Origin of the sequence: Nocardia sp. NPDC058480, from assembly GCF_042720495.1 — a bacterium.
GTDB lineage: Bacteria > Actinomycetota > Actinomycetes > Mycobacteriales > Mycobacteriaceae > Nocardia.
Genome location: NZ_JBHXMN010000007.1, coordinates 203,823 through 225,896, shown reverse-complemented (window position 1 = coordinate 225,896; position 22,074 = coordinate 203,823). Strand labels below are relative to the sequence as shown.

At 65.6% G+C, this 22,074-nt stretch carries 17 protein-coding genes; 10 read left to right on the top strand and 7 right to left on the bottom strand.

The annotated features are described in order from the left end of the window. Positions 1-48 precede the first annotated feature (48 nt). The 4 genes from ACFWO8_RS19270 to dnaG all read left to right on the top strand — a co-directional run bounded on the left by ACFWO8_RS19270 (position 49) and on the right by dnaG (position 4,710). Positions 49-726: an MBL fold metallo-hydrolase gene (locus ACFWO8_RS19270; RefSeq protein WP_378952669.1), complete on the top strand. Its 678-nt coding sequence runs from the start codon at positions 49-51 to the stop codon at positions 724-726. A gap of 199 nt (positions 727-925) precedes the next feature. After that, entirely contained in the window at positions 926-1,504 is a 579-nt protein-coding gene (locus ACFWO8_RS19265) for a YdcF family protein (protein WP_378952958.1), read from the top strand. 1 nt (position 1,505) lies between these two features. Beyond that, positions 1,506-2,759: a deoxyguanosinetriphosphate triphosphohydrolase gene (locus ACFWO8_RS19260; RefSeq protein ID WP_378952665.1), complete on the top strand. Its 1,254-nt coding sequence runs from the start codon at positions 1,506-1,508 to the stop codon at positions 2,757-2,759. A 25-nt stretch (positions 2,760-2,784) separates the two neighbouring features. Further along, on the top strand, positions 2,785-4,710 hold the full coding sequence (gene dnaG / locus ACFWO8_RS19255; protein WP_378952662.1) for a DNA primase: 1,926 nt from the start codon (positions 2,785-2,787) through the stop codon (positions 4,708-4,710). Between the two features lie 152 nt (positions 4,711-4,862). Here the strand turns inward: dnaG and ACFWO8_RS19250 are convergent, their stop codons facing one another. The 3 genes from ACFWO8_RS19250 to ACFWO8_RS19240 form a co-directional block, all read right to left on the bottom strand. Beyond that, positions 4,863-6,104 (bottom strand): cytochrome P450, encoded by a 1,242-nt coding sequence (locus ACFWO8_RS19250; protein WP_378952659.1) that lies wholly within the window; start codon positions 6,102-6,104, stop codon positions 4,863-4,865. Beyond that, on the bottom strand, positions 6,101-7,423 hold the full coding sequence (locus tag ACFWO8_RS19245; RefSeq protein ID WP_378952656.1) for a pyridoxal phosphate-dependent decarboxylase family protein: 1,323 nt from the start codon (positions 7,421-7,423) through the stop codon (positions 6,101-6,103). Before ACFWO8_RS19245 ends, ACFWO8_RS19250 begins: the two co-directional genes overlap by 4 nt. Positions 7,424-7,616: 193 nt before the next feature. Beyond that, the gene (locus tag ACFWO8_RS19240) at positions 7,617-8,648 is read right to left on the bottom strand and encodes a cytochrome P450 (RefSeq protein ID WP_378952653.1); all 1,032 of its coding nucleotides are present in this window, start codon (positions 8,646-8,648) and stop codon (positions 7,617-7,619) included. Positions 8,649-9,472: 824 nt separating this feature from the next. Here ACFWO8_RS19240 and ACFWO8_RS19235 point away from each other — a divergent pair. Then, on the top strand, positions 9,473-10,348 hold the full coding sequence (locus ACFWO8_RS19235; RefSeq protein WP_378952650.1) for a dienelactone hydrolase family protein: 876 nt from the start codon (positions 9,473-9,475) through the stop codon (positions 10,346-10,348). A 179-nt stretch (positions 10,349-10,527) separates the two neighbouring features. Then, entirely contained in the window at positions 10,528-11,091 is a 564-nt protein-coding gene (locus ACFWO8_RS19230) for a PadR family transcriptional regulator (RefSeq protein WP_378952647.1), read from the top strand. Positions 11,092-11,106: 15 nt separating this feature from the next. Here the strand turns inward: ACFWO8_RS19230 and ACFWO8_RS19225 are convergent, their stop codons facing one another. Beyond that, a complete protein-coding gene (locus ACFWO8_RS19225; protein ID WP_378952645.1) occupies positions 11,107-11,703 on the bottom strand; it encodes a QsdR family transcriptional regulator in 597 nt (198 codons plus the stop codon). A 107-nt stretch (positions 11,704-11,810) separates the two neighbouring features. On the opposite strand from ACFWO8_RS19225, the gene ACFWO8_RS19220 reads away from it, so the two are divergent. Together ACFWO8_RS19220 and ACFWO8_RS19215 are read left to right on the top strand one after the other, a co-directional pair. After that, positions 11,811-12,959 carry a zinc-binding dehydrogenase gene (locus tag ACFWO8_RS19220; protein WP_378952955.1) on the top strand — a complete coding sequence of 383 codons (1,149 nt, stop codon included), beginning with the start codon at positions 11,811-11,813 and terminating at the stop codon, positions 12,957-12,959. Continuing rightward, positions 12,956-14,413, top strand: coding sequence for an NAD-dependent succinate-semialdehyde dehydrogenase (locus ACFWO8_RS19215; RefSeq protein ID WP_378952643.1), 1,458 nt, complete (start codon positions 12,956-12,958; stop codon positions 14,411-14,413). Before ACFWO8_RS19220 ends, ACFWO8_RS19215 begins: the two co-directional genes overlap by 4 nt. A gap of 67 nt (positions 14,414-14,480) precedes the next feature. Here the strand turns inward: ACFWO8_RS19215 and ACFWO8_RS19210 are convergent, their stop codons facing one another. Continuing rightward, positions 14,481-16,460 carry an FAD-dependent oxidoreductase gene (locus ACFWO8_RS19210; RefSeq protein WP_378952639.1) on the bottom strand — a complete coding sequence of 660 codons (1,980 nt, stop codon included), beginning with the start codon at positions 16,458-16,460 and terminating at the stop codon, positions 14,481-14,483. 231 nt (positions 16,461-16,691) lie between these two features. Here ACFWO8_RS19210 and ACFWO8_RS19205 point away from each other — a divergent pair, with 231 nt between their 5' ends. Together ACFWO8_RS19205 and ACFWO8_RS19200 are read left to right on the top strand one after the other, a co-directional pair. Beyond that, a complete protein-coding gene (locus ACFWO8_RS19205; RefSeq protein WP_378952635.1) occupies positions 16,692-17,123 on the top strand; it encodes a nuclear transport factor 2 family protein in 432 nt (143 codons plus the stop codon). Beyond that, on the top strand, positions 17,120-18,952 hold the full coding sequence (locus tag ACFWO8_RS19200; RefSeq protein WP_378952632.1) for an acyl-CoA dehydrogenase: 1,833 nt from the start codon (positions 17,120-17,122) through the stop codon (positions 18,950-18,952). The genes ACFWO8_RS19205 and ACFWO8_RS19200 overlap by 4 nt, the downstream gene beginning before the upstream one ends. Before the next feature lie 88 nt (positions 18,953-19,040). Here the strand turns inward: ACFWO8_RS19200 and ACFWO8_RS19195 are convergent, their stop codons facing one another. Then, positions 19,041-20,594 (bottom strand): long-chain fatty acid--CoA ligase, encoded by a 1,554-nt coding sequence (locus ACFWO8_RS19195; protein ID WP_378952629.1) that lies wholly within the window; start codon positions 20,592-20,594, stop codon positions 19,041-19,043. Between the two features lie 232 nt (positions 20,595-20,826). Then, positions 20,827-22,026, bottom strand: a complete 1,200-nt coding sequence (locus tag ACFWO8_RS19190) for a PucR family transcriptional regulator (protein ID WP_378952626.1) — start codon at positions 22,024-22,026, stop codon at positions 20,827-20,829. Positions 22,027-22,074 lie beyond the last annotated feature (48 nt).

Sequence of the window (22,074 nt, the reverse complement as noted above, 5' to 3'; positions counted from 1 at the left end):
ACCGACACGAGCACGACATCGCAGCGCGTGGCTTCTACGATCGGACCCATGGTCACAGTCGCTCGCCAGTACACCGGTCACGTCACCGCGGGCGATCACGCCCAGCAGCGCGACGTACCCGGCGCCCGCATCGTGAAGATGTCCGTCGGTCCGATGGACAACAACACCTACCTGATCCAGAGCACCGGCACGGGCGCTGCCGTGCTGATCGACGCCGCCAACGACGCCGAGCGCATCATCGAACTGACCGCGCTCGAGACACCCGGCCAGGTCGAACAGCTCGTCACCACCCACCGCCACCCCGATCACTGGCAGGCACTGACCGAGGTCACCAAGTCCCTCGCCGTCCCCACCGCCGCCCACACCCTCGACGCCGACCACCTCCCGGTCCACCCCGACCGCCTGCTGGAGGACGGCGACACCATCGAAATCGGCGACCTCGCCCTACAAGTCATCCACCTGCGCGGCCACACCCCCGGCTCGATCGCCCTCGCCCTCACCGACAACGCAGGCCACACCCACCTCTTCACCGGCGACTCCCTTTTCCCAGGTGGAGTGGGCAAAACCCACTCGCCCGCGGACTTCGACACCCTTCTCACCGACGTCACCACCAAACTCTTCGACCGCTACCCCGACGACACCGTCGTCTACCCGGGCCACGGCGACGACACCACCCTCGGCGCCGACCGCCCACACCTCACGCAATGGCGTGACCGAGGCTGGTGACGCTGACCGCTCGTTCACCGGAACGGAATCCGGTGGTGACCGCTGGCCACACGAGGCGTCGGACCGACCTGGCAGACTGACGAAGGTGAAATCGGGATACTCGCGAACGTCAGCGCCCGCCCCGGATGTCAGGCATCCGCGCGGTCTGTTGTCGACGGTCTCGGTGTGGTTCGTCCGGTTGATCGCCGGGGCGGTGCTGATGGGGTTGGTGCTGGTCGCCGGGACGGCGTTCCGGGTCTGGCAGGTCGCGCGGATCGACGACTACACCCCCGCGAACGCGATCGTGGTGCTCGGCGCGGCGCAGTATTCGGGAACGCCGTCGTCGGTTTTCGAGGCGCGGTTGTATCAGGCGTGGCGACTCTACGAAGCCGGTGTGGCGCCCACGGTGATCACCGTCGGCGGCAAGCAGGAGGGTGACCTGTATACCGAAGCCGCATCGGGCAAAGCGTATTTGGAAGACAAGGGTGTGCCCAGCGAGAGCATCCTCGCCGTGGAAACAGGTTCCGACACGTTACGCAGCATCGAGGCGGTGGCGTCGGCGATGGGGGAGCGCGACATGTCATCGGCCGTACTCGTGAGCGACCCGTGGCATTCACTGCGAACCAGGACGATGGCTCGTGACGCGGGCTTGGCAGCGTGGACCGCACCCACCCGCACCGGACCGGCCGTCTACACGAGGGAGTCGCAATTCCACGGCATCGCCCGCGAAACCGGCGCGCTGCTCTGGTATCAGCTCACTCATTTCTCGGCAGACTTCCCTTACGAGGCGGGACAGTGAGATGACAGGCACCTATACCCCGCACGACCAGGAACGCATGGTCCACGAGCCGGGCAAGACCGCGTGGCCCGGTGCCGCGGGCAAGGGGCATCGCAGTGAGTTCTCCCGCGATCGTGCCCGCGTGCTGCACTCCGCCGCGCTGCGTCGCCTCGCCGACAAGACCCAGGTCATGGGCCCGCGCGAGGGCGATACCCCGCGCACCCGCCTGACCCACTCCCTCGAAGTAGCCCAGATCGGGCGCAGCATCGCCGACGGTGTCGGTGCCGACCCCGACCTCGTCGACCTGGCGGGCCTGGCCCACGACATCGGCCACCCGCCCTACGGCCACAACGGCGAACGCGCGCTCGACGAATTCGCCGACGAATACGGCGGTTTCGAAGGCAATGCGCAGAACCTGCGCATCCTGACCCGCCTCGAGCCCAAGATCCTCGACGCCGACGGAGAAAGCTTCGGGCTCAACCTGACTCGGGCGGCCCTGGACGCGACCCTCAAATACCCATGGGGCAGAAGCGGTTCCGGCACCAAATTCGGCGCCTACGACGACGACCTCGAGCGCCTGGCCTGGGTGCGCAAAGACGCGCCCGACCGCAAACAGAGCCTCGAATGCCAGATCATGGACTGGTCCGACGACGTCGCCTACTCGGTGCACGACGTGGAGGACGGCGTGATCGTCGGCCGCATCGACCTGCGCGCCCTCGCCGATCCGGCCGAGCAGGCCGCGCTCGCCGAACAGGGACACGGCCAGCACCCCGACCAGTCGATCGAAGCGCTCGCCGCCGCCGCGCAACGGCTCTCCGAGCTCGATATCGTGGCCGACGCCGCGACCTACGACGGCAGCTTCGGCGCCTCGGTGGCCCTGAAACGACTCACCAGCGAACTGGTCGGCCGCTTCGCCACCGCCGCGATCTCGGCCACCCACGAGCGCTACGGCGAAGGCCCACTCAGCCGCTACGAGGCCGACCTGATCGTGCCGCCGATCGTGGCCGCCGAGGTCGCCGTCCTCAAGACCGTGGCGCTGCGCTACGTGCGCTCCGACCCCGGCCACCTCGCCCGCCAGCAGACCCAGCGCGACCGCGTGCAGGCCGTCGCCGACCGCCTGCTCACCACCGCGCCCGCCCACCTCGACGACCAGATGCTGCCCTGGTTCAACGCCGCGACCACCGAGGCCGCCCGGGTGCGGGTGGTGATCGACCAGATCGCCTCCTACACCGAGAGCCGCTTCGAACGCGTCGCCGCCTCGCTGGACTGCCGCTGACCAGACCCGACTAGACTCGCTCACCGTGGCCGGACGAATCCCAGATCGCGATATCGCGGCGATCCGTGAACGTGTCCGGATCGAAGATGTAGTCGGTGAGTACGTGGCGCTCAAGCGCGCGGGCGCCGACTCGATCAAAGGTCTGTGCCCGTTCCACGACGAGAAGTCGCCGTCGTTCCATGTGCGACCCAACCATGGACTGTTCCACTGCTTCGGCTGTGGTGAGGGCGGCGACGTCTACAAGTTCCTGCAGCAGATGGAACACATCGGTTTCGTCGAGGCCGTCGAGCAGATGGCCGATCGTATCGGCTACCAGATCAACTACGAGGGTGGCGGCACCTCGGTGCAGCGCGATCGCGGCACGCGCTCCCGTCTGGTCGCCGCGAATGCGGCCGCACACGAGTACTACATGGCCCTGCTGCACGAACCCGAGGCCGAGGCCGCTCGCAAGTATTTGACGGACCGCAATTTCGACAAGGCGTCCTGGCAGCAGTTCGGTTGCGGTTACGCGCCCGCTGGCTGGGACGGGCTCACGAAGCACTTGCAGCGCTTGGGTTTCGAGTTCAAGGAGCTGGAAGCGGCCGGACTGTCCAAGCAGGGCAAGCGCGGTCCGATCGACCGGTTCCATCGGCGCCTGCTGTGGCCGATCCGCAATCTCGGCGGTGAGGTGATCGGGTTCGGCGCGCGCAAGCTGTTCGACGACGACACCATGCCCGGCAAGTACGTGAACACGCCGGAAACGTTGCTGTACAAGAAGTCTCAGGTGCTGTTCGGTCTCGACCATGCCAAACGCGACATCTCCAAGGGTCACCAGGCCGTGGTCGTCGAGGGCTACACCGATGTCATGGCCATGCACCTGGCCGGGGTGAAAACCGCGGTCGCCTCCTGTGGCACCGCTTTCGGCGAAGAGCACCTGCAGGTGTTGCGCAGGCTGCTGATGGACGACAACTTCTGGCGCGGCGAGATCATCTACACCTTCGACGGTGACGCGGCCGGGCAGGCCGCGGCGTTGAAGGCGTTCAGCGGCGATCAGCGGCTGGCCGGACAGACCTACATCGCGGTCGCGCCCGACGGGCAGGATCCGTGTGAGTTGCGTCAGCACTCCGGTGACAGTGCCGTGCGTGACCTGGTGGCGCGGCGAACTCCGCTGTACGAGTTCGTGATTCGTGGTCTGCTGGCCGAACACAATCTCGACGATGTCGAGGGCCGGGTCGAGGCGTTGCGCCGGACGGTGCCCGTGGTGGCTCAGATCAAGGACAACGCCACCCGTAAGGGGTATGCGACCAAACTGGCCGGCTGGGTCGGCTGGGATGACATCCAGCTGGTCGTGCGCCGGGTCGGCGAAGAGGCGAAGAAGAACCGGATGGGCGGCAATGCCGCGCCCGCGCTGAAAACGGGCGCCGAGGCGATTCCCGCGCCTCGCGTCGAGGAGAGCTCCTCGGTGCGGCCTGCCCCGAACGATCCGGTGCTGTTCGCCCAACGTCAAAGCCTCAGTGCCGCACTGCAATACCCCGGAATCGCCGGTGTGGCCTTCGACGCGATCGACGTCGCCGCCTTCACCCACCCCGCCTACGTGGCGTTGCGCATCATGATCGCCCAAGCGGGCGGCACGGCGGCCGGGCTCAGCGGCGCCGAATGGGTCGCCGCCGTCGCCGACCACACCGACGACCTGATGATCCGCGCCCTGGTCTCCGAACTGGCCAACGAGCAACTCCCGGTCCGCACCCAGAACGACACCCCACGCTTCATCACCGGCATCCTGGCCCGCACCCAGGAAGCCTGGGTAGGCCGCCAGATCGCCGAGCTCAAATCCAAGCTGCAGCGCCTTTCCGCCAGCGAGGAGCCCGACACCTACATGGCACTGTTCGGCGACCTGGTGGCGCTGGAGCAGTATCGCAAGAGCCTCGCGGCCCAGGCGATGGGCAACGAGGGCTACGCGGCCGGGGCCTGAAATCGCTGTCTATCAGCGCCTTTCCGTCATGTCGGAGGAGGACGTGTCCCGACTACCCCCGAGGACAGGCGGCGTAACGTGCTATGCCGCAGGAGCAGCTTGCCGGGACGTTGCCTGACGCCGGTCCGCAACGCCGACGGGGGCCCTGTCACCTACGGCGGGCCGAATGTCAGGGGAAGCGTTTCGGGGCCGCAAACCCCTATGGGCGGCCGCCAGGTGATGGGTCCGGTGATTCGGGGCGGGCCGTGGTGGGTGGTGAGAGCGGTGAGGGATTCAGTCAGTTCGGAACGGGATAGGGCGGTGCCGGGGCAGAAGTGAGCGCCGCCGCCGAACGTCAGTAGTGGTGCATTACGTGCGGTTGCGATATCGAAAGTGTCCCCGTCGGGGAAGGCCATCGGGTCGCGGTGGGCGGAGTACACGACCAGGTGAACGAGAGTATGAGCGGGGATGTGCAGGCCCTGGTAATCGAGGTCCGTGGCCGCACGCCGCCAGATTGTCGCGGTGGTGGGGCAGTAGCGCAGAATCTCGTCGACTGCCTGTTCGGCGAGTTCGGGTCGCTCTCGCAGCATGAACCATTGTTCGGGGTGCTGAGCGAAAGCGACCATGGCCAGGGAGAGCTGGTGGCTTACGGTGTTGAACCCGGCCGTGAGTAGGTCGACGACGAGCCCTCCCAGCTCGCGCTCGTCCACGTTGTCGTCCTGGGTGGCGCGCAGGAGGTGGGAGAGCAGACCGTCGCTGCCGGGCTCCGCCACCCGCCCGCGGATCAAGGTCTCGACGTAATCGGTCAGGGCGACGATGCCGGCCTCGACCAGTGGCAGCAGGTCGGGGTTGTAGTCGAGGGCAAGCAGCAGCCCGGCACCCTTGGCGGGGTGGTGAATGAGGTCGCGGTCCCCGGGCGGGATCCCCAAAAGGTGGCATATCACGGTGAGCGGCAGTGGTTCAGCGAACGCGTTCACGAAGTCACATGGCCCGACGGTGGCCAGTTGCTCGGCCAGAGTGTGCGCGGTGGCACGGATGAACGGCCGCATCTTCGCGACGTGGGCCGCCGAGAAATGCCGCGCGACCAGCCCGCCTCGCCTCCGGCGGTGGTCGGTGCCTGCGCGGCTCTGCAGCGACAGCGTGGCCTGATCGTGCAGCGGTCCGCTCACGGCCCCAGCGCGCTCCACGAGGGAACCCAGGTCCTGCACGAGCCGTGGATCGTGCAGCAGTTCGGCCGCCTCGGCAAATCGCAGCACCAGCAGCCCGACAGGAGACCGGGCGGCCCAGTGCTTCTGGCGCGCCGCTGCCACCTCCGGCCCCTCCCAGGTGAAGCCGGGGGTCGTGATATCCAGGAGCGGCAGATCCTGCACGGACAGTGACGTCTCGGTCGAGGTCGGCATCTCGTGACTGGTCATAAGTTCTCCCTGATGGCAGCTAGGGCATCGTGGATATGTTCACGGTGGACTCGGTGTGAGAGGACGCAGAGGCGAAGAGCGATTCTTCCGTCTATCCGCGCGCTGGACAGCGACACGCGTCCGGTCGCTTGGACGCGTTGAAGGAAGTCTTGGTGGTCTGCGTCGTCACCGTCGGTCAATCGAAATGCCACGATCGACAGGTCCGGAGGCCATGGCAGGTCCAAGCGCGGGTCGGAGCGCAGTTCCTGGTACATCATCCGCGCAAGATCGAGTTTCTCCTCGAGGGTCCCGCGGAATGCCGCGACACCATGCAGGTGGAGGGGAAGCCACAATGGCAACCCGCGGAAGCTGCGGGTCAGTTCGGGACCTAGTTCGGCGTAGTCGGGCAGTGCGGGGATCTCGTCGATGCCCTCCCCTGCGAGGCAAGGATTGTCGCCGATTGCGTAGGCGTTACGGAGAATGTCGTAATCGCGGACCAAAAGGATCCCGATACCCGAGGGAAGGAAGAGACTTTTGTGAGGATCCAAGGAGATGGAGTCGGCTTCGTGGATACCGGCCATGATCTTTCGACCGTGGGCGGTCAAATGAAAGAAGCCACCATAGGCGGCATCGACGTGGAACCACAGGCCTTGTTCGTGCGCCAGATCGGATATGTCGCGCAGTGGGTCGACGGTTCCGGTGTCGGTCGAGCCTGCTGTGCCGACGATCAGGAAAGGTGAAAGGCCCGCCGCTCGGTCCGCTTCGATCAGGGTGCGAGCAGCCTGGATGTCCATGCGGAGCGCCGGGGTGCTTGGCACGACGCGAACGTGTGCGGGATCCAAGCCGGCGATCATGGCGGCTTTGCGGATGGATCGGTGGGTTGCGTCGGTGAGATACACCGTACCGTGTCGAAAGTCTTGTCCCAGATGGTGACTGCGGGCCGCGACGATGGCCGACAGTGCGGCCATCGAGGTCCCGGACGTGGTGACGCCGACAGCCGTATCGGGCAGCTGAAGCAGGCCGCACAGCCAACGCATCAGTCCGTGTTCCAGCGCGACCGCTGCCGGTGCATGAGCGCTTCGTGCGGTGTAGCGGTTGGTCGCCGCAGCGAGGAACTCTGCCAACGCTGCCGAGACAATCCCACCACCAGGGACGTGGGCCATCATGCGCGGTCCGGACGACTCGACGCCCGACCTGACCGCCCGTGCGTAGATGTCCAGCAAATAAGTGAACTCCGCTGGATCCTCACCTGGTGGGGCTTGGAGGCTATCGAGGACTCCCACCGGATCCGCATCATAGATAATGGGTGCGTCCTGCAACCCGTCGATGAACTCTGTCACGTAGGCGACCGACTCAGTTGCCCACCGAGTCAATCGCGTTCCCGCTGGCTCTAATTCGAACGCACCGCCAGTAGCCGGAGACTGTTTCATCGGTACCTTCCGAGAGTGATCGACGTATTTCCTGCCATTGACTGTGCCGGTCGATCAGTGTTGCGGATCATGTTCTCGCGCAAGGGCGGTGATTGTCCGATGATCAGCGAGTGGGGTGAGTAGTGCCGTCGCGCTGGTGTGGTGCGGCATGTTCGCGTAGGTGCAGGCGGGCGGCTCTGATCCGGGGTGCGCGCAGGACGGAGTGCTGGGTGTCGGTGTGGTCGTGGTCGATGAGTTCGATGTCGTAGTCGCGGGCCAGATGTGCGGCGGTGATGGTCAGTTGCAGCAGCCCGAGGCGGGAGCCAAGGCATGCGCGGGGACCGCCGCCGAAAGGCAGATAGGCGTGGCGGTGGGTGTGCGCAGCGGCGGTGTGCAGCCAGCGTTCTGGTGCGAAGTGGTGTGGTTCGGTCCACCAGCGGGGGTCGTGGTGGATCAGGTAGGGGCTGGCCAGGACCCGTTCCCCGGCGGTGATCGTCCAGCGGTCTAGGTGGGTGGTGTGTGCCGTGATGCGACCGAGCAACCAGATCGGGGGGTGCACGCGCAGGATTTCTTTGACCGCGGCGTGGGTGTAGGGCATGTGATGCGGATCGCCGGAGGCCACAACCTGTGCCAGTTGGGCCGACTCGCTACGGATGCGATCGCGTAGCAGGTGGTTGTCGGCGATCTCGGCGATGATCCAGGCCAGCGCCGCGCCCGGGATGCCCCGGGCAGCGGTGAGTATCGTCTTCAATACCCGCGCGCCGTATTCCACCGATACCGGCTGGTCCGGCCGGGTTGTCGTGAGCACATCGATCAGGTCGCGGGGTGATCCGGTGTAGCTCTGGACGCGCCGCTCGCGCAGCAGCTCAGCGAGCAGGTCCAGGCATGCCTGTTCGGCCTCGTGGAGGCGGGTGTGATGCCGGGCTGTCTTTGCCGAAAGGCTGCCAACCCCAGCCATATCGGCCAAGGTCAGCTGGCTGAACGTCGCCGTCAGCCGCGCTGCTTGCCCGGCGTCGGAGGTGGCCACACAGTAGGCGGCGGCGACCCGCCCGCAGATGTCCTGGGCGGTGTCCAGCAACGGGAACTGCCTGCCGGTCGATTCCGATAACTGCAGCGCCACAGCCTGATCGATGCGGGGAGTGTGCGCGGCAAGCATCGTCGGCCCGAATCCTGTTCCTGCGCACCGGCGCCCGTGCATCCAAGGACGGGTATGATCTTGGGCGCTGGCGACATCCAACCCGGGTTTCATCATCAGCAGATATTCGACATTTGTCGCGGCCAGCACCGCATGAACGAGGTCAGGGTGGCAGGCCACCACACTGCGGCGGCCGATCCGGAACACCTCACCGTAACGGCGCTGGCACCGGGTCAGGAACCCATCCCGGTCGCGTTCGTAATCCCAGGTATTGCCCACGAATAGACGCCCGCGCGGACCTGGGACCCGCGCCGTGTGCACCGATGCCATCACCGACGGTGACCGCCCGGGAGACCGGAGACGCGGCCTCCCGAACGGCTGAGGTGATCAGATGTGGTGGTAGTACGGATGCACACCCTGCGCTTCGGCATCCGCACCCCCAATGATCTTCTCGATCAGAACCTTCACATAAGCGGTCATGACAACCTCCTCGAACGAAACACCGACCCATCTACGGTACCAGCGACAGCTGCGAAATCGCTTGAGTTCCAGCAGTTTTCGCAGATCGAGGGCGATATTCAGGCACCCGACTCCGGAAACCAGCTGCCGATTTCCTGGCCGCCGCAGTCGAACTCGTGCACTACGAAATTCACCGCCCGCCGACGACTGCACCCTGCTCGGCGCTCACCGCGATGACTGGCCGTGTACCCGTGGGCGCACCGCGGTGACACTGTTGTTCGGCGATGCGCGTCCAGGCTGGAAAAGATCGTCGCCCGCTGCGCAGATTCTCGGTTCGGCACCGCGCAGTATTTCCCTCGCACCACTCAAAGGCGAGAGGAAATTCCTTGTCCAGCAAGACTATTCAGTGGCTCCGGATCGCACCCTTCGTCGCGGCCATCGCCGTGTCGCTCGGAGTTGTCACGCCATCCCATGCCGCCGACAACCCCTATGAAAAGGGCCCGAATCCCACCGAGGCGAGCGTGACCGCCGAGAAGGGGTCATTCGCCATCGCGCAGGCCCCGGCGCCTTCGGGAGCCAGCAACAAATTCAACAAGGGAACCGTCTACTACCCGACGGCCACCGACCAGGGCACTTTCGGCGCCGTCGCGGTGGCCCCTGGCTTCACCAATCCCGAGTCCATCATCAGCTGGCTCGGTCCACGCCTGGCCTCGCAGGGGTTCGTCGTGATCACCCTCGAGACGAACACCACGCTGGATCTTCCTGAATCCCGCGGTGAGCAGCTGCTCGGCGCCATCGACTGGCTGACCACGCAGAGTCAGTACAAGGACCGCATCGATCCCACCCGGACCGCCGTGGTCGGGTTCTCCATGGGTGGTGGTGGCGCGCTGCGTGCCGCCGAGGACAGGCCGGCGCTGAAAGCCGCCGTCGGTCTCGCGCCCTGGGAGCCCTACTCCGCATTGCAGAAGGTGACCACACCGACGCTGCTGATCGGCGCCGCCGACGACGTCATCGCACCGACCGGCGCACATGCCGAGCCCTTCTACGACCACCTGACCAAGGCCAGGGACAAGGCGTACCTGGAGTACAACAGCGGCAACCACTTCAAGCCGGTGGAGGCCAACGCCACCAACACGAAGTTCACCCTGTCCTGGCTGAAGCGGTTCGTCGACAACGACACTCGCTACGACCAGTTCCTCTGCCCCGGCCCGTCGAAGTCGGCAGAATTTCAGGAGTATCGCAATACCTGCCCGCTGGGCTGAGCGACATCGGGAAGGGTCGGCTGATGCCGGCCCTTCCCGATGGCAACCACCGCCGCGAGATCCCTCCGGATTCAGCAAACTAGTTGTCCAGATGGCTGCGAAATGATCCAGCTATATGGCCAGTAAGGCGACGCAATGTGGGCATCGAATTGATTAGTATCGGGTGCTACGATGCAATGATGGCACTACGCAACGCGATCCTCGCCGCCCTGCTGGACGGTGAGGCTTCCGGCTACGACCTCGCGAAGGGGTTCGACGCATCGGTCGCCAATTTCTGGATGGCCACGCCCCAGCAGCTCTACCGGGAGCTGGAGCGGATGACTACCGACGGCCTCATCGATACGCGGGTCGTCCTGCAGGAACGCAGGCCGAACAAGCGATTGCACTCCATTACCGAAGCCGGATACGCCGCACTCCACGAGTTCGCCGCCAGCGACTACAAACCGCCCGCGATCCGCGACGAGCTGATGGTCAGAGTGCAGAGCATGCAGACCCAGGACGCGCCTGCCGTGCGCGCCGCGGTCGCCGAAAAGCGGGAGTGGTCGGTCGGTAAACTCGCCCGCTACGAACGGCTCCGTACCCGACTGCTCGCCGGTCGCACCGAACAGGCCTATCTCGAGGAAGCTGAACGTGTCGGCCCCTACCTGACCTTGATGCGGGGAATCTCCTTCGAGCAGGAGAACATTCGCTGGGCCGAGTTCGCACTGGCGGTCATCGACCGTCGCATCGTCGCTCAGGTTTGAGCGGCATCTGCGAGATCAACAGTTCGGATGCGCACGCAACAGCGCTGTTTGGACTGTCTGTAGCCGCTCCACGTCGCCACGGAAGCCGGCCACCGCGTCGTTGTAGAGGAACGCTTCCCACAAGCGCACCAGTGCGTAGGCCAGCGTCGCCGAGTCGATCGGTGGGCGATAGCCGTGCGCTTGGGCCTGTTCGATCAGTTTCTCGACGGTAGCCACGGCCGCCTGGTGTACCTGCCCGTCACCGCGGGTGATCAGTCGCAAGGCCGCGGTCGACTCGTTGTCGAAATAGGCACGGAGCGAATCGTCTTCGACGAGCAGGTGGATGGTGCGGTCGAGCACCTCGCTCAGCCGCTCGCTGCCGGTGGCCCGAGTGAGCCGGTCGGCGTAGGCCACGGTGCGTTCGAGCTGGCGGACGATGGCCGCCCCGAGCAACCCGTCGCGAGACCCGAACCATCGATAGATGCTGGCACGAGCGACGCCGAGCTCGGTGGCGATGGCATTCACGTCGAGCCGCTTGCCTGCCAGGAACGTGCGGGCGGCGGCCTTCAGTACGTCCTCCGGGCTCGCTGATGCCGGTCGCCCCGGCGCCCTTGACCCCTCTGCGCGTATCACCCGGAAAGCATAGGAGCCCGCGCCGATGACGCCGGTCAACGCTCGGGCGCAGCCACCCGAAAAGGCTATTTGAGACACACAGTGCTCTGTGTATCATATTCGGCATGATGCGCATTCGAGGAGCGGTGCTCGAGGAAACCGGCAGATCTCGCCCCTACGGGGAGACTCGCCCGATCACTGTGTGCGACCTCGATCTCGACGGTCCCGGCCCCACTGAGGTGCTGGTCGCGATCAAGGCGGCCGGGGTGTGCCACTCCGATTTGAGCGTGGTGGACGGCAACCGCCCCCGGCCACTGCCCATGCTGCTCGGGCACGAGGCGGCAGGCACCGTACTGGCAGTCGGCGAGGCGGTGACCGATGTCGCCGTCGGTCGTCAGGTGGTCATGACGTTTCTGCCCCGCTGCGGGACCTGCGACGCCTGCGGTCACAGCGATCTCGACTGGAGTCGTGACGGCCGACTGCCGTGTACCGAAGGCACCCGCGCCAATGCGGCCGGGGAACTGCTGCACCATCCAGGGCATCTGGCCCGCGACGGCGGGCGGGTGCGCCACCACCTCGGGGTGTCGGGGTTCGCCACCCACGCGGTGGTGGATCGCGCATCGCTGGTGGTGGTCGGCGACGACGTGCCCGCCGAAGTCGCGGCGTTGTTCGGATGCGCGGTGCTGACGGGCGGGGGAGCGGTGATCAACGTCGCGCGGCCGCAACCGTCGGACAGTCTGATGGTGGTCGGGCTCGGCGGTGTCGGGATGGCGGCACTGTTGGTGGCCAAGGCGATCGGCGTCGAACGGGTCGTCGCGGTGGACCGCGTCACCGACAAACTCGACACGGCGATGTCGCTCGGCGCCACCGAAGCCATGACACCGGACGAGGTCCTCGCCTCGGGTATCCGCTGCGAGTACGTCATCGAGTGCGCGGGACATCCCGCGGCGCTGGAAACCGCCTACGCCGCAACCCGACCCGGCGGTACGACCGTCACGGTGGGGCTTCCGTCGCCGGACGCCACGATCACGCTGCCACCACTGAGCCTCACCGCCGAGGCTCGCACCCTGGTCGGCAGCTATCTGGGCTCGGCGATTCCGGCACGCGATATTCCGCGCTACGAACAGCTGTGGCGGGCGGGGAAGTTGCCGGTGGAACGGCTGATCTCGGCCCGCATCGAGCTCACCGCCATCAACGACGCGATGGACGCTCTCGCCGACGGCACGGCCATCCGCCAGATCATCGTCATCGACCAGCAAGATCAGGAGCTCCCATGACCCGCACTCTCGACAAGCTGTGTGACGGGCTGCCGAACGGTCAGTTCATCGGCGGCGAATGGCACACCGGCGACGCGCACCTGCCGGTGGAAGACCCCGCCACCGGTGCAGTGATCGCCACGGTCGCCGATGGCGGCCCCGACATCGCCGCGGCCGCGCTGGATGCCGCCGCCGCTGCCGCGAACAGCTGGGCCGCGACAGATCCTCGCACCCGATCCGACATCCTCATGAAGGCCTTCCACCTGCTGCACGAGCGGGCGCAACGGATCGCGCAGATACTGACGCTGGAGATGGGCAAGCCGTATGCCGAAGCGCGCGGCGAGGTCGTCTACGGTGCCGAGTTCCTGCGGTGGTTCGCCGAGCAGGGTGTGCAGGCGGGCGGCGAGTACTTCCGGGCACCCACCGGCGGACAACGAATTCTGGTGACGAAGCAGCCGGTCGGTCCGGTGCTCGCCATCACGCCGTGGAACTTCCCGTTGGCCATGGTGACTCGCAAAGTAGCGCCCGCGCTGGCCGCCGGGTGCACCATCGTGCTCAAGCCCGCCTCCCAAACACCGCTCACCGCATTGGAATTGATGCGCGTGTTCCAGGACGCCGGTGTACCCGCCGGCGTGGTCAACTGCGTCACCACGAGTCGATCCGCCGCGGTCGCGACCACCATCCTCACCGATGAGCGCCTGCGCAAGCTCACTTTCACCGGTTCCACCGGGGTGGGCCGCAAGCTGCTGGCCCAGGCATCCGAGCGCATTCTGCGCACCTCGATGGAACTGGGTGGGAACGCGCCGTTCGTCGTGTTGGCCTCCGCCGACCTGGACAAGGCCGTCGCCGGTGCGTTGACGGCCAAGATGCGCAACGGCGGCCAAGCGTGTGTGGCGGCCAATCGCTTTCTCGTGCACGAATCCCTGGCCGCGGAGTTCACCGAGCGGCTGGCCACGGGGATGTCGGCGCTGCGGATCGGCGACGGCATGGATCCGGCGACCGCGCTCGGGCCACTGATCGATCGGGCCGCGGTCGATCAGATGCACTGGCTGATCGAAGACGCGGTGGCAAGCGGTGCCCGAGTCCACATGACCGCCGAACTGCCCGACAGTCCAGGCTATTTCGCGCGTCCGGTAGTCCTCACCGAGGTGGATCCCGCGGCGCAGGTGTGGCGCGAGGAGATCTTCGGCCCCATTGCTCCGGTCCGCAGCTTCACCGATGTCGACGAAGCGCTCGCTCTCGCCCACGACACCGAATCCGGTTTGGCCGCCTATGTATTCGGCGAGAATCTCGGTGAGACGATGACCTTCGCCGAAGGTCTGCAATCGGGCATGGTCGGCATCAACACCGGGATCATCTCCGACCCGGCGGCGCCGTTCGGTGGTGTCAAAGCCTCCGGGCTCGGTCGCGAGGGTGGCAGCACCGGTCTCGACGAGTACCTCGAGGCCAAGTACCTCGCGCTGCGCCTGTCCTAACCGGGAACCGAACCAGCCGGTCGGCGCGATGCCGACCGGCTGCTTCGGTGGTAGCCGGGGGAGCGGATCAGATCGCCGCGGCCAGACGGGTTCCCTGATCGATAGCCCGTTTGGCGTCGAGCTCGGCGGCAACGTCGGCGCCGCCGATGACATGAACACTCATGCCCTGGCTGATCAGCTCCGAGTGCAGCTCTCGGTTGGGCTCTTGGCCGGTGCACAGCACGATGTTGTCGACCTCGAGTACGTGCGCGGTGTCGTCGAGCCGGTAGTGCAGCCCGAGGTCGTCGATGCGTTCATACTGTGCCCCGGCGACCATGGTGACGCCACGGTGTTTGAGTTCGGTGCGATGGATCCACCCGGTCGTCTTGCCGAGTCCGGCACCGACTTTGCTCGACTTACGCTGCAGCAGAGTGACTTCCCGCGCCGACGCCGTCCGCACGACGCCGGTGAGGCCACCGCGTTCACGGTGTTCGGCGTCCACGCCCCATTCGGCGAGGAAAGTGGCGATATCAGGTTCCGAGGCGGGGTCGGGCGCGGTGAGGAATTCGGCGACATCGAAGCCGATACCGCCTGCACCGAGCACCGCCACCCGATTCCCGACGACCGCCTTGTCACGCAGCACGTCCAAGTAGCTCAACACCATGGCGAGGACGATCTCGTCGAAGGACCCATCGGTGAGCCATCGCGCGGTGGCCGGAATGTCGAGGAGCAGCCGAACTCCGGTCTCGGCGAGACGATGCCGGTAGTAGCGCAGCGTTTCGTCGAACTCGCTCTTGCCCGGAACCTGGCGGGCGATATTGAGCTGTCCGCCGATCTCTGCGGCACGGTCGAAGAGCGTGACCGTATGGCCACGTTCAGCCGCGGTGGTGGCGAAAGCCAGGCCTGCGGGGCCCGCGCCGACCACGGCGAGACGCTTACGTCTGCGGGTGGGAGCGAGAACGAGCTCGGTTTCGTGGCAGGCACGCGGATTCACCAGGCACGAGGTGATTTTCATGCTGAAGGTGTGGTCCAGGCAGGCTTGGTTGCAGCCGATGCAGGTGTTGATGCGTTCGGGCGTGCCCGCCGCGGCCTTGTTCACGAATTCGGGGTCGGCGAGGAAGGGCCGGGCCAGCGACACCATGTCGGCGTAGCCGTCGGCGAGGAGTTCTTCGGCCTTGTCCGGGGTGTTGATGCGATTGCTCGTTACCAGCGGTATCGAGACCGCACCCATCAGCTTCTTGGTCACCCACGCGTACGCACCGCGCGGCACCGAGGTGGCGATGGTGGGGATCCGCGCCTCGTGCCAGCCGATTCCGGTGTTGATGATCGTGGCGCCCGCGGCTTCGATCCGCTGGGCGAGATCGACGACCTCGTCGAAGGTGGAACCGTCGGGAACGAGGTCGAGCATCGACAGCCGGTAGATGACGATGAAGTCGTCGCCGACCGCGGCCCTGACCTTGCGGACGATCTCGACCGGGAATCGGACTCGGTTCTCATAGCCGCCGCCCCAGCGGTCGGTGCGCTTGTTGGTGTTGGCGGCGATGAACTCGTTGATCAGGTAGCCCTCCGATCCCATGATCTCCACCCCGTCGTATCCGGCGAGCTTGGCGAGCGTGGCACAGCGCGCGAAGTCCTCGATGGTCTGTTCGACCTCGGCGTCGGTGAGTCCGCGCGGCGGGAACGCGCTGATCGGGGCCTGCAACGAGCTCGGTGCGACCAGGTCGGGGTGGTGGGCGTAGCGCCCGAAATGCAGGATCTGCATGGCGATCTTGCCGCCGGCGGTATGCACGGCGTCGGTGACGATGCGATGGCGGTCCGCCTCGGACTCCTCGGTCAGCATCGCCCCGCCCGGATAGGGGCGGGCTTGCTCGTTGGGCGCGATACCGCCGGTGACGATCAGGCCGACGCCGCCGCGTGCGCGTTCGGCGTAGAAGGCGGCCATCCGGTCGAAGCCCTGGGGTGCTTCTTCGAGCCCGACATGCATCGACCCCATCAGCACGCGGTTGCGCAGCGTGGTGAAGCCCAGGTCGAGCGGTTCGAGCAGGTGCGGATAGTGCGTCGTGTTCATCGAGTGACCTACCGATCATTTCCAGGAAGTTGGCTTCGCTGACAAGCGTTCAGATACTCAAATTGGTTACTAGGTTGGCAGGATAGCGTTTGTAGTGAATCGGTGTCCACAACGTGCGGCAAGGCGGGGTGTATCCGAGATGCGGTCGGTTGTCCCAGCTTGTTGACCAAACCTTCGAGGGCTGGGTACTGTTCGAATGGTTTACTCAACAATTTGAATACGAGGTGTGCGATGCATCCATTCCGTGCGGCCGTCGAGGCCGAAGACATGGTCGCGCTCGAGGCGCTACTCGCCGACGATGTGGTCTTCCGTAGCCCGGTGGCGTTCAATCCGTATCCCGGCAAGCCGATCACCGCGGCGATCCTGCGTGGTGTGACGCGAGTGTTCGAGGGATTCCACTACGTCCGTGAGATCGAGGATGCCGGCGGCCGCGATCACGCTTTCCTGTTCGAGGCCACCGTCGATGGCAAACAGGTGTCCGGCTGCGACTTCCTGCATCTCGATGAAGACGGCAAGATCGATGAGTTCACCGTGATGGTGCGTCCGCTCTCGGCGGCCAAGGCGCTGAGCGAGGCGATGGCCGCGCAGTACCCGCGCATCCAGGCCGAAGCGGCCGAGCAAGTGCAACGCGAGGCCGTCGATGCCGGGGCCGAGCAGCAGTGACGCACTACAAGAGCAATATCCGGGACCTGACGTTCAATCTGTTCGAGGTCCTCGGCCTCGGCGAGTTGCTCGACGCCGGCGTGTTCGGCGACCTCGACACCGATTCGGTGCTGGACATGCTGGAGGAACTGCGACGCCTCGCCGAAGGTCGGCTCGGTGCCTCGTTCGCCGATGCCGATCGCAACCCGCCGGTGTTCGACGCCGAGACACACTCCGTCACCTTGCCCGAGTCTTTCAAGGACAGCTTCCGGGCATTGCGCGAGATGGGCTGGGAACGGTTGGGCTTACCGTCCGATCTCGGCGGGATGCCCCTGCCGCGCGCGGTGTACTGGGCGCTGAGCGAATTGGTTCTCGGGGCCAATCCCGCCGCCTATATCTACGCGCTGGGACCCGGGACATCGTCGGTGTTCGCGCACGGCAGCGACCTGCAGCGTGCGATCGTGCGGACCGCCGTCGAGCAGGGCTGGGGTGGCACCATGGTGCTGACCGAGGCCGAGGCGGGCTCCGACGTCGGAGCATTGCGTACCAAGGCGATTCGCCAACCCGACGGCACTTGGCACGTCGAGGGTGTGAAGCGGTTCATCAGTTCGGCCGATTCCGACGATCTGTTCGACAACATCGTGCACCTGGTCCTGGCGCGCGCCGAGGGATCCGGGCCCGGGACGAAGGGGCTGTCACTGTTCTTCGTTCCGAAGTTCCGTTTCGACCCCGACACCGGCGAGCTGGGCGAGCGCAACGGCGCGTTCGTCACCAACGTCGAGCACAAGATGGGTCTGAAGGTCTCGGCGACCTGCGAGTTGAGCTTCGGCGTGCACGGCGTCCCCGCTGCCGGGTGGCTGGTCGGTGAACTCGACAACGGCATCGCGCAGATGTTCCACATCATCGAGCACGCGCGAATGATGGTCGGCACCAAAGCGATCGCGACTCTTTCCAGCGGATATCTGCACGCGCTCACCTATGCGCGGTCCCGGGTACAAGGCGCGGATCTGACCCGAGCCGCCGACAAGAACGCCCCTCGCGTGCCGATCATCGCTCACCCAGATGTGCGGCGTTCGCTGATGCTGCAGAAGGCGTATGCCGAGGGCCTGCGGGCGATATACCTCTACACCGCCGCACACCAGGATCCAGAACTGGCACACCATGTTTCGGGTGCTGATCCGGAGCTGGCCGCGCGTGTCAACGACCTGCTGCTCCCGGTGGTGAAGGGAGTCGGTTCGGAGCGGGCCTACCGCTACCTCGCCGAGTCGCTGCAGACGTTGGGCGGTTCGGGCTATCTGCAGGACTACCCGATCGAGCAGTATCTGCGCGACTCGAAGATCGACTCGATCTACGAGGGCACGACCGCGATTCAGGCGCAGGACTTCTTCTTCCGCAAGATCGTTCGTGACCGCGGTGTGGCGTTGACACACCTTTCGCAGCAGATCGTGAAGTTCGCCGAGGACCCGGCCGGTGCCGCGGAGTTGAAGCACGAGCGGGTGCTGCTCGCCGCGGCGCTCGACGACGTGCAGTCGATGACAGCGACCCTGACCGCGCATGTCCTGGCTGCCGGTGCGGAACCGCGCGGTCTGTATACGGTCGGGCTCGCGTCGGTACGGTATCTGCTGGCCGTCGGGGATCTACTGGTCGGCTGGCGGCTGCTGCAGCACGCCGAGATCGCGCTCGGGGTCCTGCGTGATCCCGCGCCCGGCACCGACACGGGGTTCTATCTCGGCAAAGTCACGGTCGCGCAGTACTTCGCCCGAAATGTGCTACCCGACCTGCACGCACTGCGTTCGATTCTGTCCGACCTGGACAACGACATCATGCGGGTCGACGAAGCCGTGTTCTGAAGGCGCGGCGTGACGACGAATGCTGTGCGCCGTTGGGCGCGAGACGCCGATGCCCGGGCAATGATTTGCCCGGGCATCGGCGATCCTGCTAACTACTCAATTCCAGCTTCTTGATCTTCCCGGTCGAGGTCATCGGGAGCTCGGTGCGAAACTCGACGATTCGCGGGTACTTGTAGGCAGCGAATTGCTCCTTGCCCCAGTCGATCAGCTCCTGTTCGGAGGTCGTGTCACCCAGGATCTTGAGTACAACCGCTTTGATCTCCTCACCGAGAGTCGCGTGCGTGACACCGATAACCGCTACCAGCGACACCGCGGGGTGGGTCATCAGCACCTCTTCGATCTCGCGGGGATAGACGTTGTAACCGCCGCGGATGATGACGTCCTTGGCGCGATCGACGATGAAGTAATAACCGTCGGCATCGCGACGGGCGAGGTCACCGGTCCGGAACCAGCCATCGCGCAGGACCTCTTCCGTGGCTTCGGTCCGGTTGTAGTAGCCCTTCATGATCGGGTGACCCTTGATCGCGATCTCGCCGATCGCTGCGGGTTCGTCCGGAATTTCCGCCCAATCGGCATCGATCAGTTTCATCTGCACTCCCCAGATCGGCTTGCCGATGGATCCGGGCCGGTTCGGTCCGTCCAGTGGTGAAAAGCAAGCCGCAGGCGACGTCTCCGACAATCCGTAGCCCTCGAGCACTCGAACGCCGAGCCGTTCGGTGATCTGCCGGAGCAATTCGACCGGAATCGCGGCGCCGCCCGAGATCGCGAATTGCAGGGTCTTGGTGAATGTTTCGGGTGCATCGACGTCGACCAGCGCACCCAGCAGGGCGTGATACATCGTCGGGACACCAGCGAAGTGGGTCACCGACTCGTCGCGCATGAGCTGCAACGCCTCTTGCGGCGCGAATCGGGGCATCAGCACCACGGTCGCGGCCGAGGCGAACGCGGTGTGCAATTGCAGCGTTTGGCCGAAGGCGTGGAACAGGGGAAGTGCGATCAGGTGAACCTCGGCACCGTCGGGTGCGCTGACCAGCCGCTGGGAGGTCATCGCGTTGAGCACGAGATTCGCGTGGGTCAGCTCGGCGCCTTTGGGTTGGCCGGTGGTGCCGGAGGTGTAGAGCACGACGGCGGAATCCGTCGATTCCGTTGCGGCGGATTCGAAACTCGTCGAACGACCCGCGAGAGCCTGTGCCAAGGTTTCGATCCCCGGCAGTGGTGACGGAGCGGACGAATCGGTGGTGATGACGAACAGGTGTTCGCAGCCGTCGGCCTCGTCGAACCCGGCCCGACCCTCGGTACCCATCGGCAGATCGATCGTGCCCTGGAAACAGAAGTAGGCCACCGCGTCGCTATCGCGCAGGTGGTAGCCGATCTCCCTGGCTTTGAGCAGCACGTTCAACGGAACCACGACGCCACCGGCTTTGAGGATGCCGTAGTAGACGATCGGGAACCATGGGGTGTTCGGGCACGACAGCGCGACTTTGTCGCCTGGCCGGACGCCACGCTCGACCAGAAGCCCAGCCACTTGGTTGGCGGCGGCATCGATCTCGGCGTAGGTGCGGCGAACATCGCCGAGCACCAGGGCGTCTCGCGCTGGGTGGTTGCGTGCGGCGTCTTCCAGGAGAACTGCGAGATTGAGCATGTCAGGCGTCCTGTCCTCGGTCGGCGTGCCGCGGTGCTGAGACCGTCGGCGAAGAGCTACGTCGGTGACGACTTCTGTACATCCTGACTCCAATACTCACTTATTTTAGTAGGTGCGAATGCGATAGTATGGCATGGGTAACACTGGTGTCCACGAAACAGGATTAGGCAAATAGTTCAGTATGTGAAGTCGGCTGATCACGGAGACGGCCGGCAGCGCATTCGCCGAACCGTCACAGTCCGCGGTGGTAGCTGCGCGCGACCATTGCCGAGCGCAGTTGCCACAGACCGGAGGATTTGACCGGGTCGACGCCGGTGAGGTGAGCGATACGGCGCATGCGGTAGTCGACGGTGTTGGTGTGGATGTGCATCACGCGCGCCGTAAGTTGACGGTTCATGTTGTTGGCTACGTGCACCCGCAGGGTTTCGAACAATTCGGGGTACTGGTCCAGCGGCTCCAGAATCTCGCCGAGCCTTGCCCGGCCCGGCCCCGGCCGAGTCAGCTGGTACTCCAGCGCCAGATCATCGAATCGGTAGAGCCCCGGCAGGCAATCCAGGCGTTCCACGATGTCGAGCAGTTCGTGGGCCCGCTTCGCCGCGTCCGGGATGTCTGCTGCCTCCGCACTGATCAGCGCCGCCATGATCTCGGCGCGAGCCGCCTGCGCGAGCTCGGCGATCAGCGTGTCGAGGGCGTCCTCGTCGGCCAACTCGGAGGGGATCAGCAATGTGCCGCCGTTGACCGACAACAACGACAGGATCGGCTCGCCGTAGCGTTGCGCGAGCACGGATTGCACCCGCCGTAGTTTGCGTCGAGCCACGACGCCGGCGTCGAGCCGCTTGTCGTGTTCGTCGGGGTGTGCCCGGATCGACAGGGCCACAACGCGATAGGCGCTGGCGACGCTGAATCCGCATTCGCGCGACATTGTCGCGGTCGGCTGTCCGGCCAGCAGCGCGGAGGTCAAAGTGTGCACCGCGGTGTGATGCTGGGCCGCTACTACGCGGTGCTCCTTGACGTAGGCGCGCGCCACTGTCGTGCACAGCAGATCCGAAATCGCCATGGCCGTATTGAATCCGTCGATCAGCGTTTCTCGGTCGAGGTCGGCGCCCTGGTCGTGCGCCAAGTCCAGACTCAGGCGCAGGCCTTCGTAGAAGGCGTGCAGGATGGCGTCGATCGGCACGCCTTCGTGCGCCCACCCCGCCGCGGCGACCGCGAGCCGGTTCATCTTCACGCTCACGTCGTTGCCGTCGATGACCCCGCCCACGATCTCCACACACATTCGAGTGACGGTGGTGATGTCGCCGGAGATCGCGTCGCCCGGCATAGTCGCGCAGGCCGCGACGTTGTCGACGAAGTGGGCGACGAGCCGAGCGGTGAGGTTTCGCACGTCGCGCAACGGTCGCCACGTCGGCGCGCTGTCCAGCGGGATCGTCATCATGACTTCCTCTCGCACCACGAACCGGTGCCGGTGGTGCGAGAGAAA

Bases quoted from the DNA above. Each gene is read 5' to 3' on its own strand.
- ACFWO8_RS19265 (WP_378952958.1), top strand. From the start codon at position 926: ATGGGGTTGGTGCTGGTCGCCGGGACGGCGTTCCGGGTCTGGCAGGTC.
- ACFWO8_RS19260 (WP_378952665.1), top strand. From the start codon at position 1,506: ATGACAGGCACCTATACCCCGCACGACCAGGAACGCATGGTCCACGAG.
- ACFWO8_RS19250 (WP_378952659.1), bottom strand. From the start codon at position 6,104: ATGACCAGTCACGAGATGCCGACCTCGACCGAGACGTCACTGTCCGTG.
- ACFWO8_RS19190 (WP_378952626.1), bottom strand. From the start codon at position 22,026: ATGACGATCCCGCTGGACAGCGCGCCGACGTGGCGACCGTTGCGCGAC.
- ACFWO8_RS19195 (WP_378952629.1), bottom strand. From the start codon at position 20,594: ATGCTCAATCTCGCAGTTCTCCTGGAAGACGCCGCACGCAACCACCCA.
- ACFWO8_RS19230 (WP_378952647.1), top strand. From the start codon at position 10,528: ATGGCACTACGCAACGCGATCCTCGCCGCCCTGCTGGACGGTGAGGCT.
- ACFWO8_RS19215 (WP_378952643.1), top strand. From the start codon at position 12,956: ATGACCCGCACTCTCGACAAGCTGTGTGACGGGCTGCCGAACGGTCAG.
- ACFWO8_RS19210 (WP_378952639.1), bottom strand. From the start codon at position 16,460: ATGAACACGACGCACTATCCGCACCTGCTCGAACCGCTCGACCTGGGC.
- ACFWO8_RS19270 (WP_378952669.1), top strand. From the start codon at position 49: ATGGTCACAGTCGCTCGCCAGTACACCGGTCACGTCACCGCGGGCGAT.
- ACFWO8_RS19220 (WP_378952955.1), top strand. From the start codon at position 11,811: ATGCGCATTCGAGGAGCGGTGCTCGAGGAAACCGGCAGATCTCGCCCC.
- ACFWO8_RS19205 (WP_378952635.1), top strand. From the start codon at position 16,692: ATGCATCCATTCCGTGCGGCCGTCGAGGCCGAAGACATGGTCGCGCTC.
- ACFWO8_RS19240 (WP_378952653.1), bottom strand. From the start codon at position 8,648: ATGCTTGCCGCGCACACTCCCCGCATCGATCAGGCTGTGGCGCTGCAG.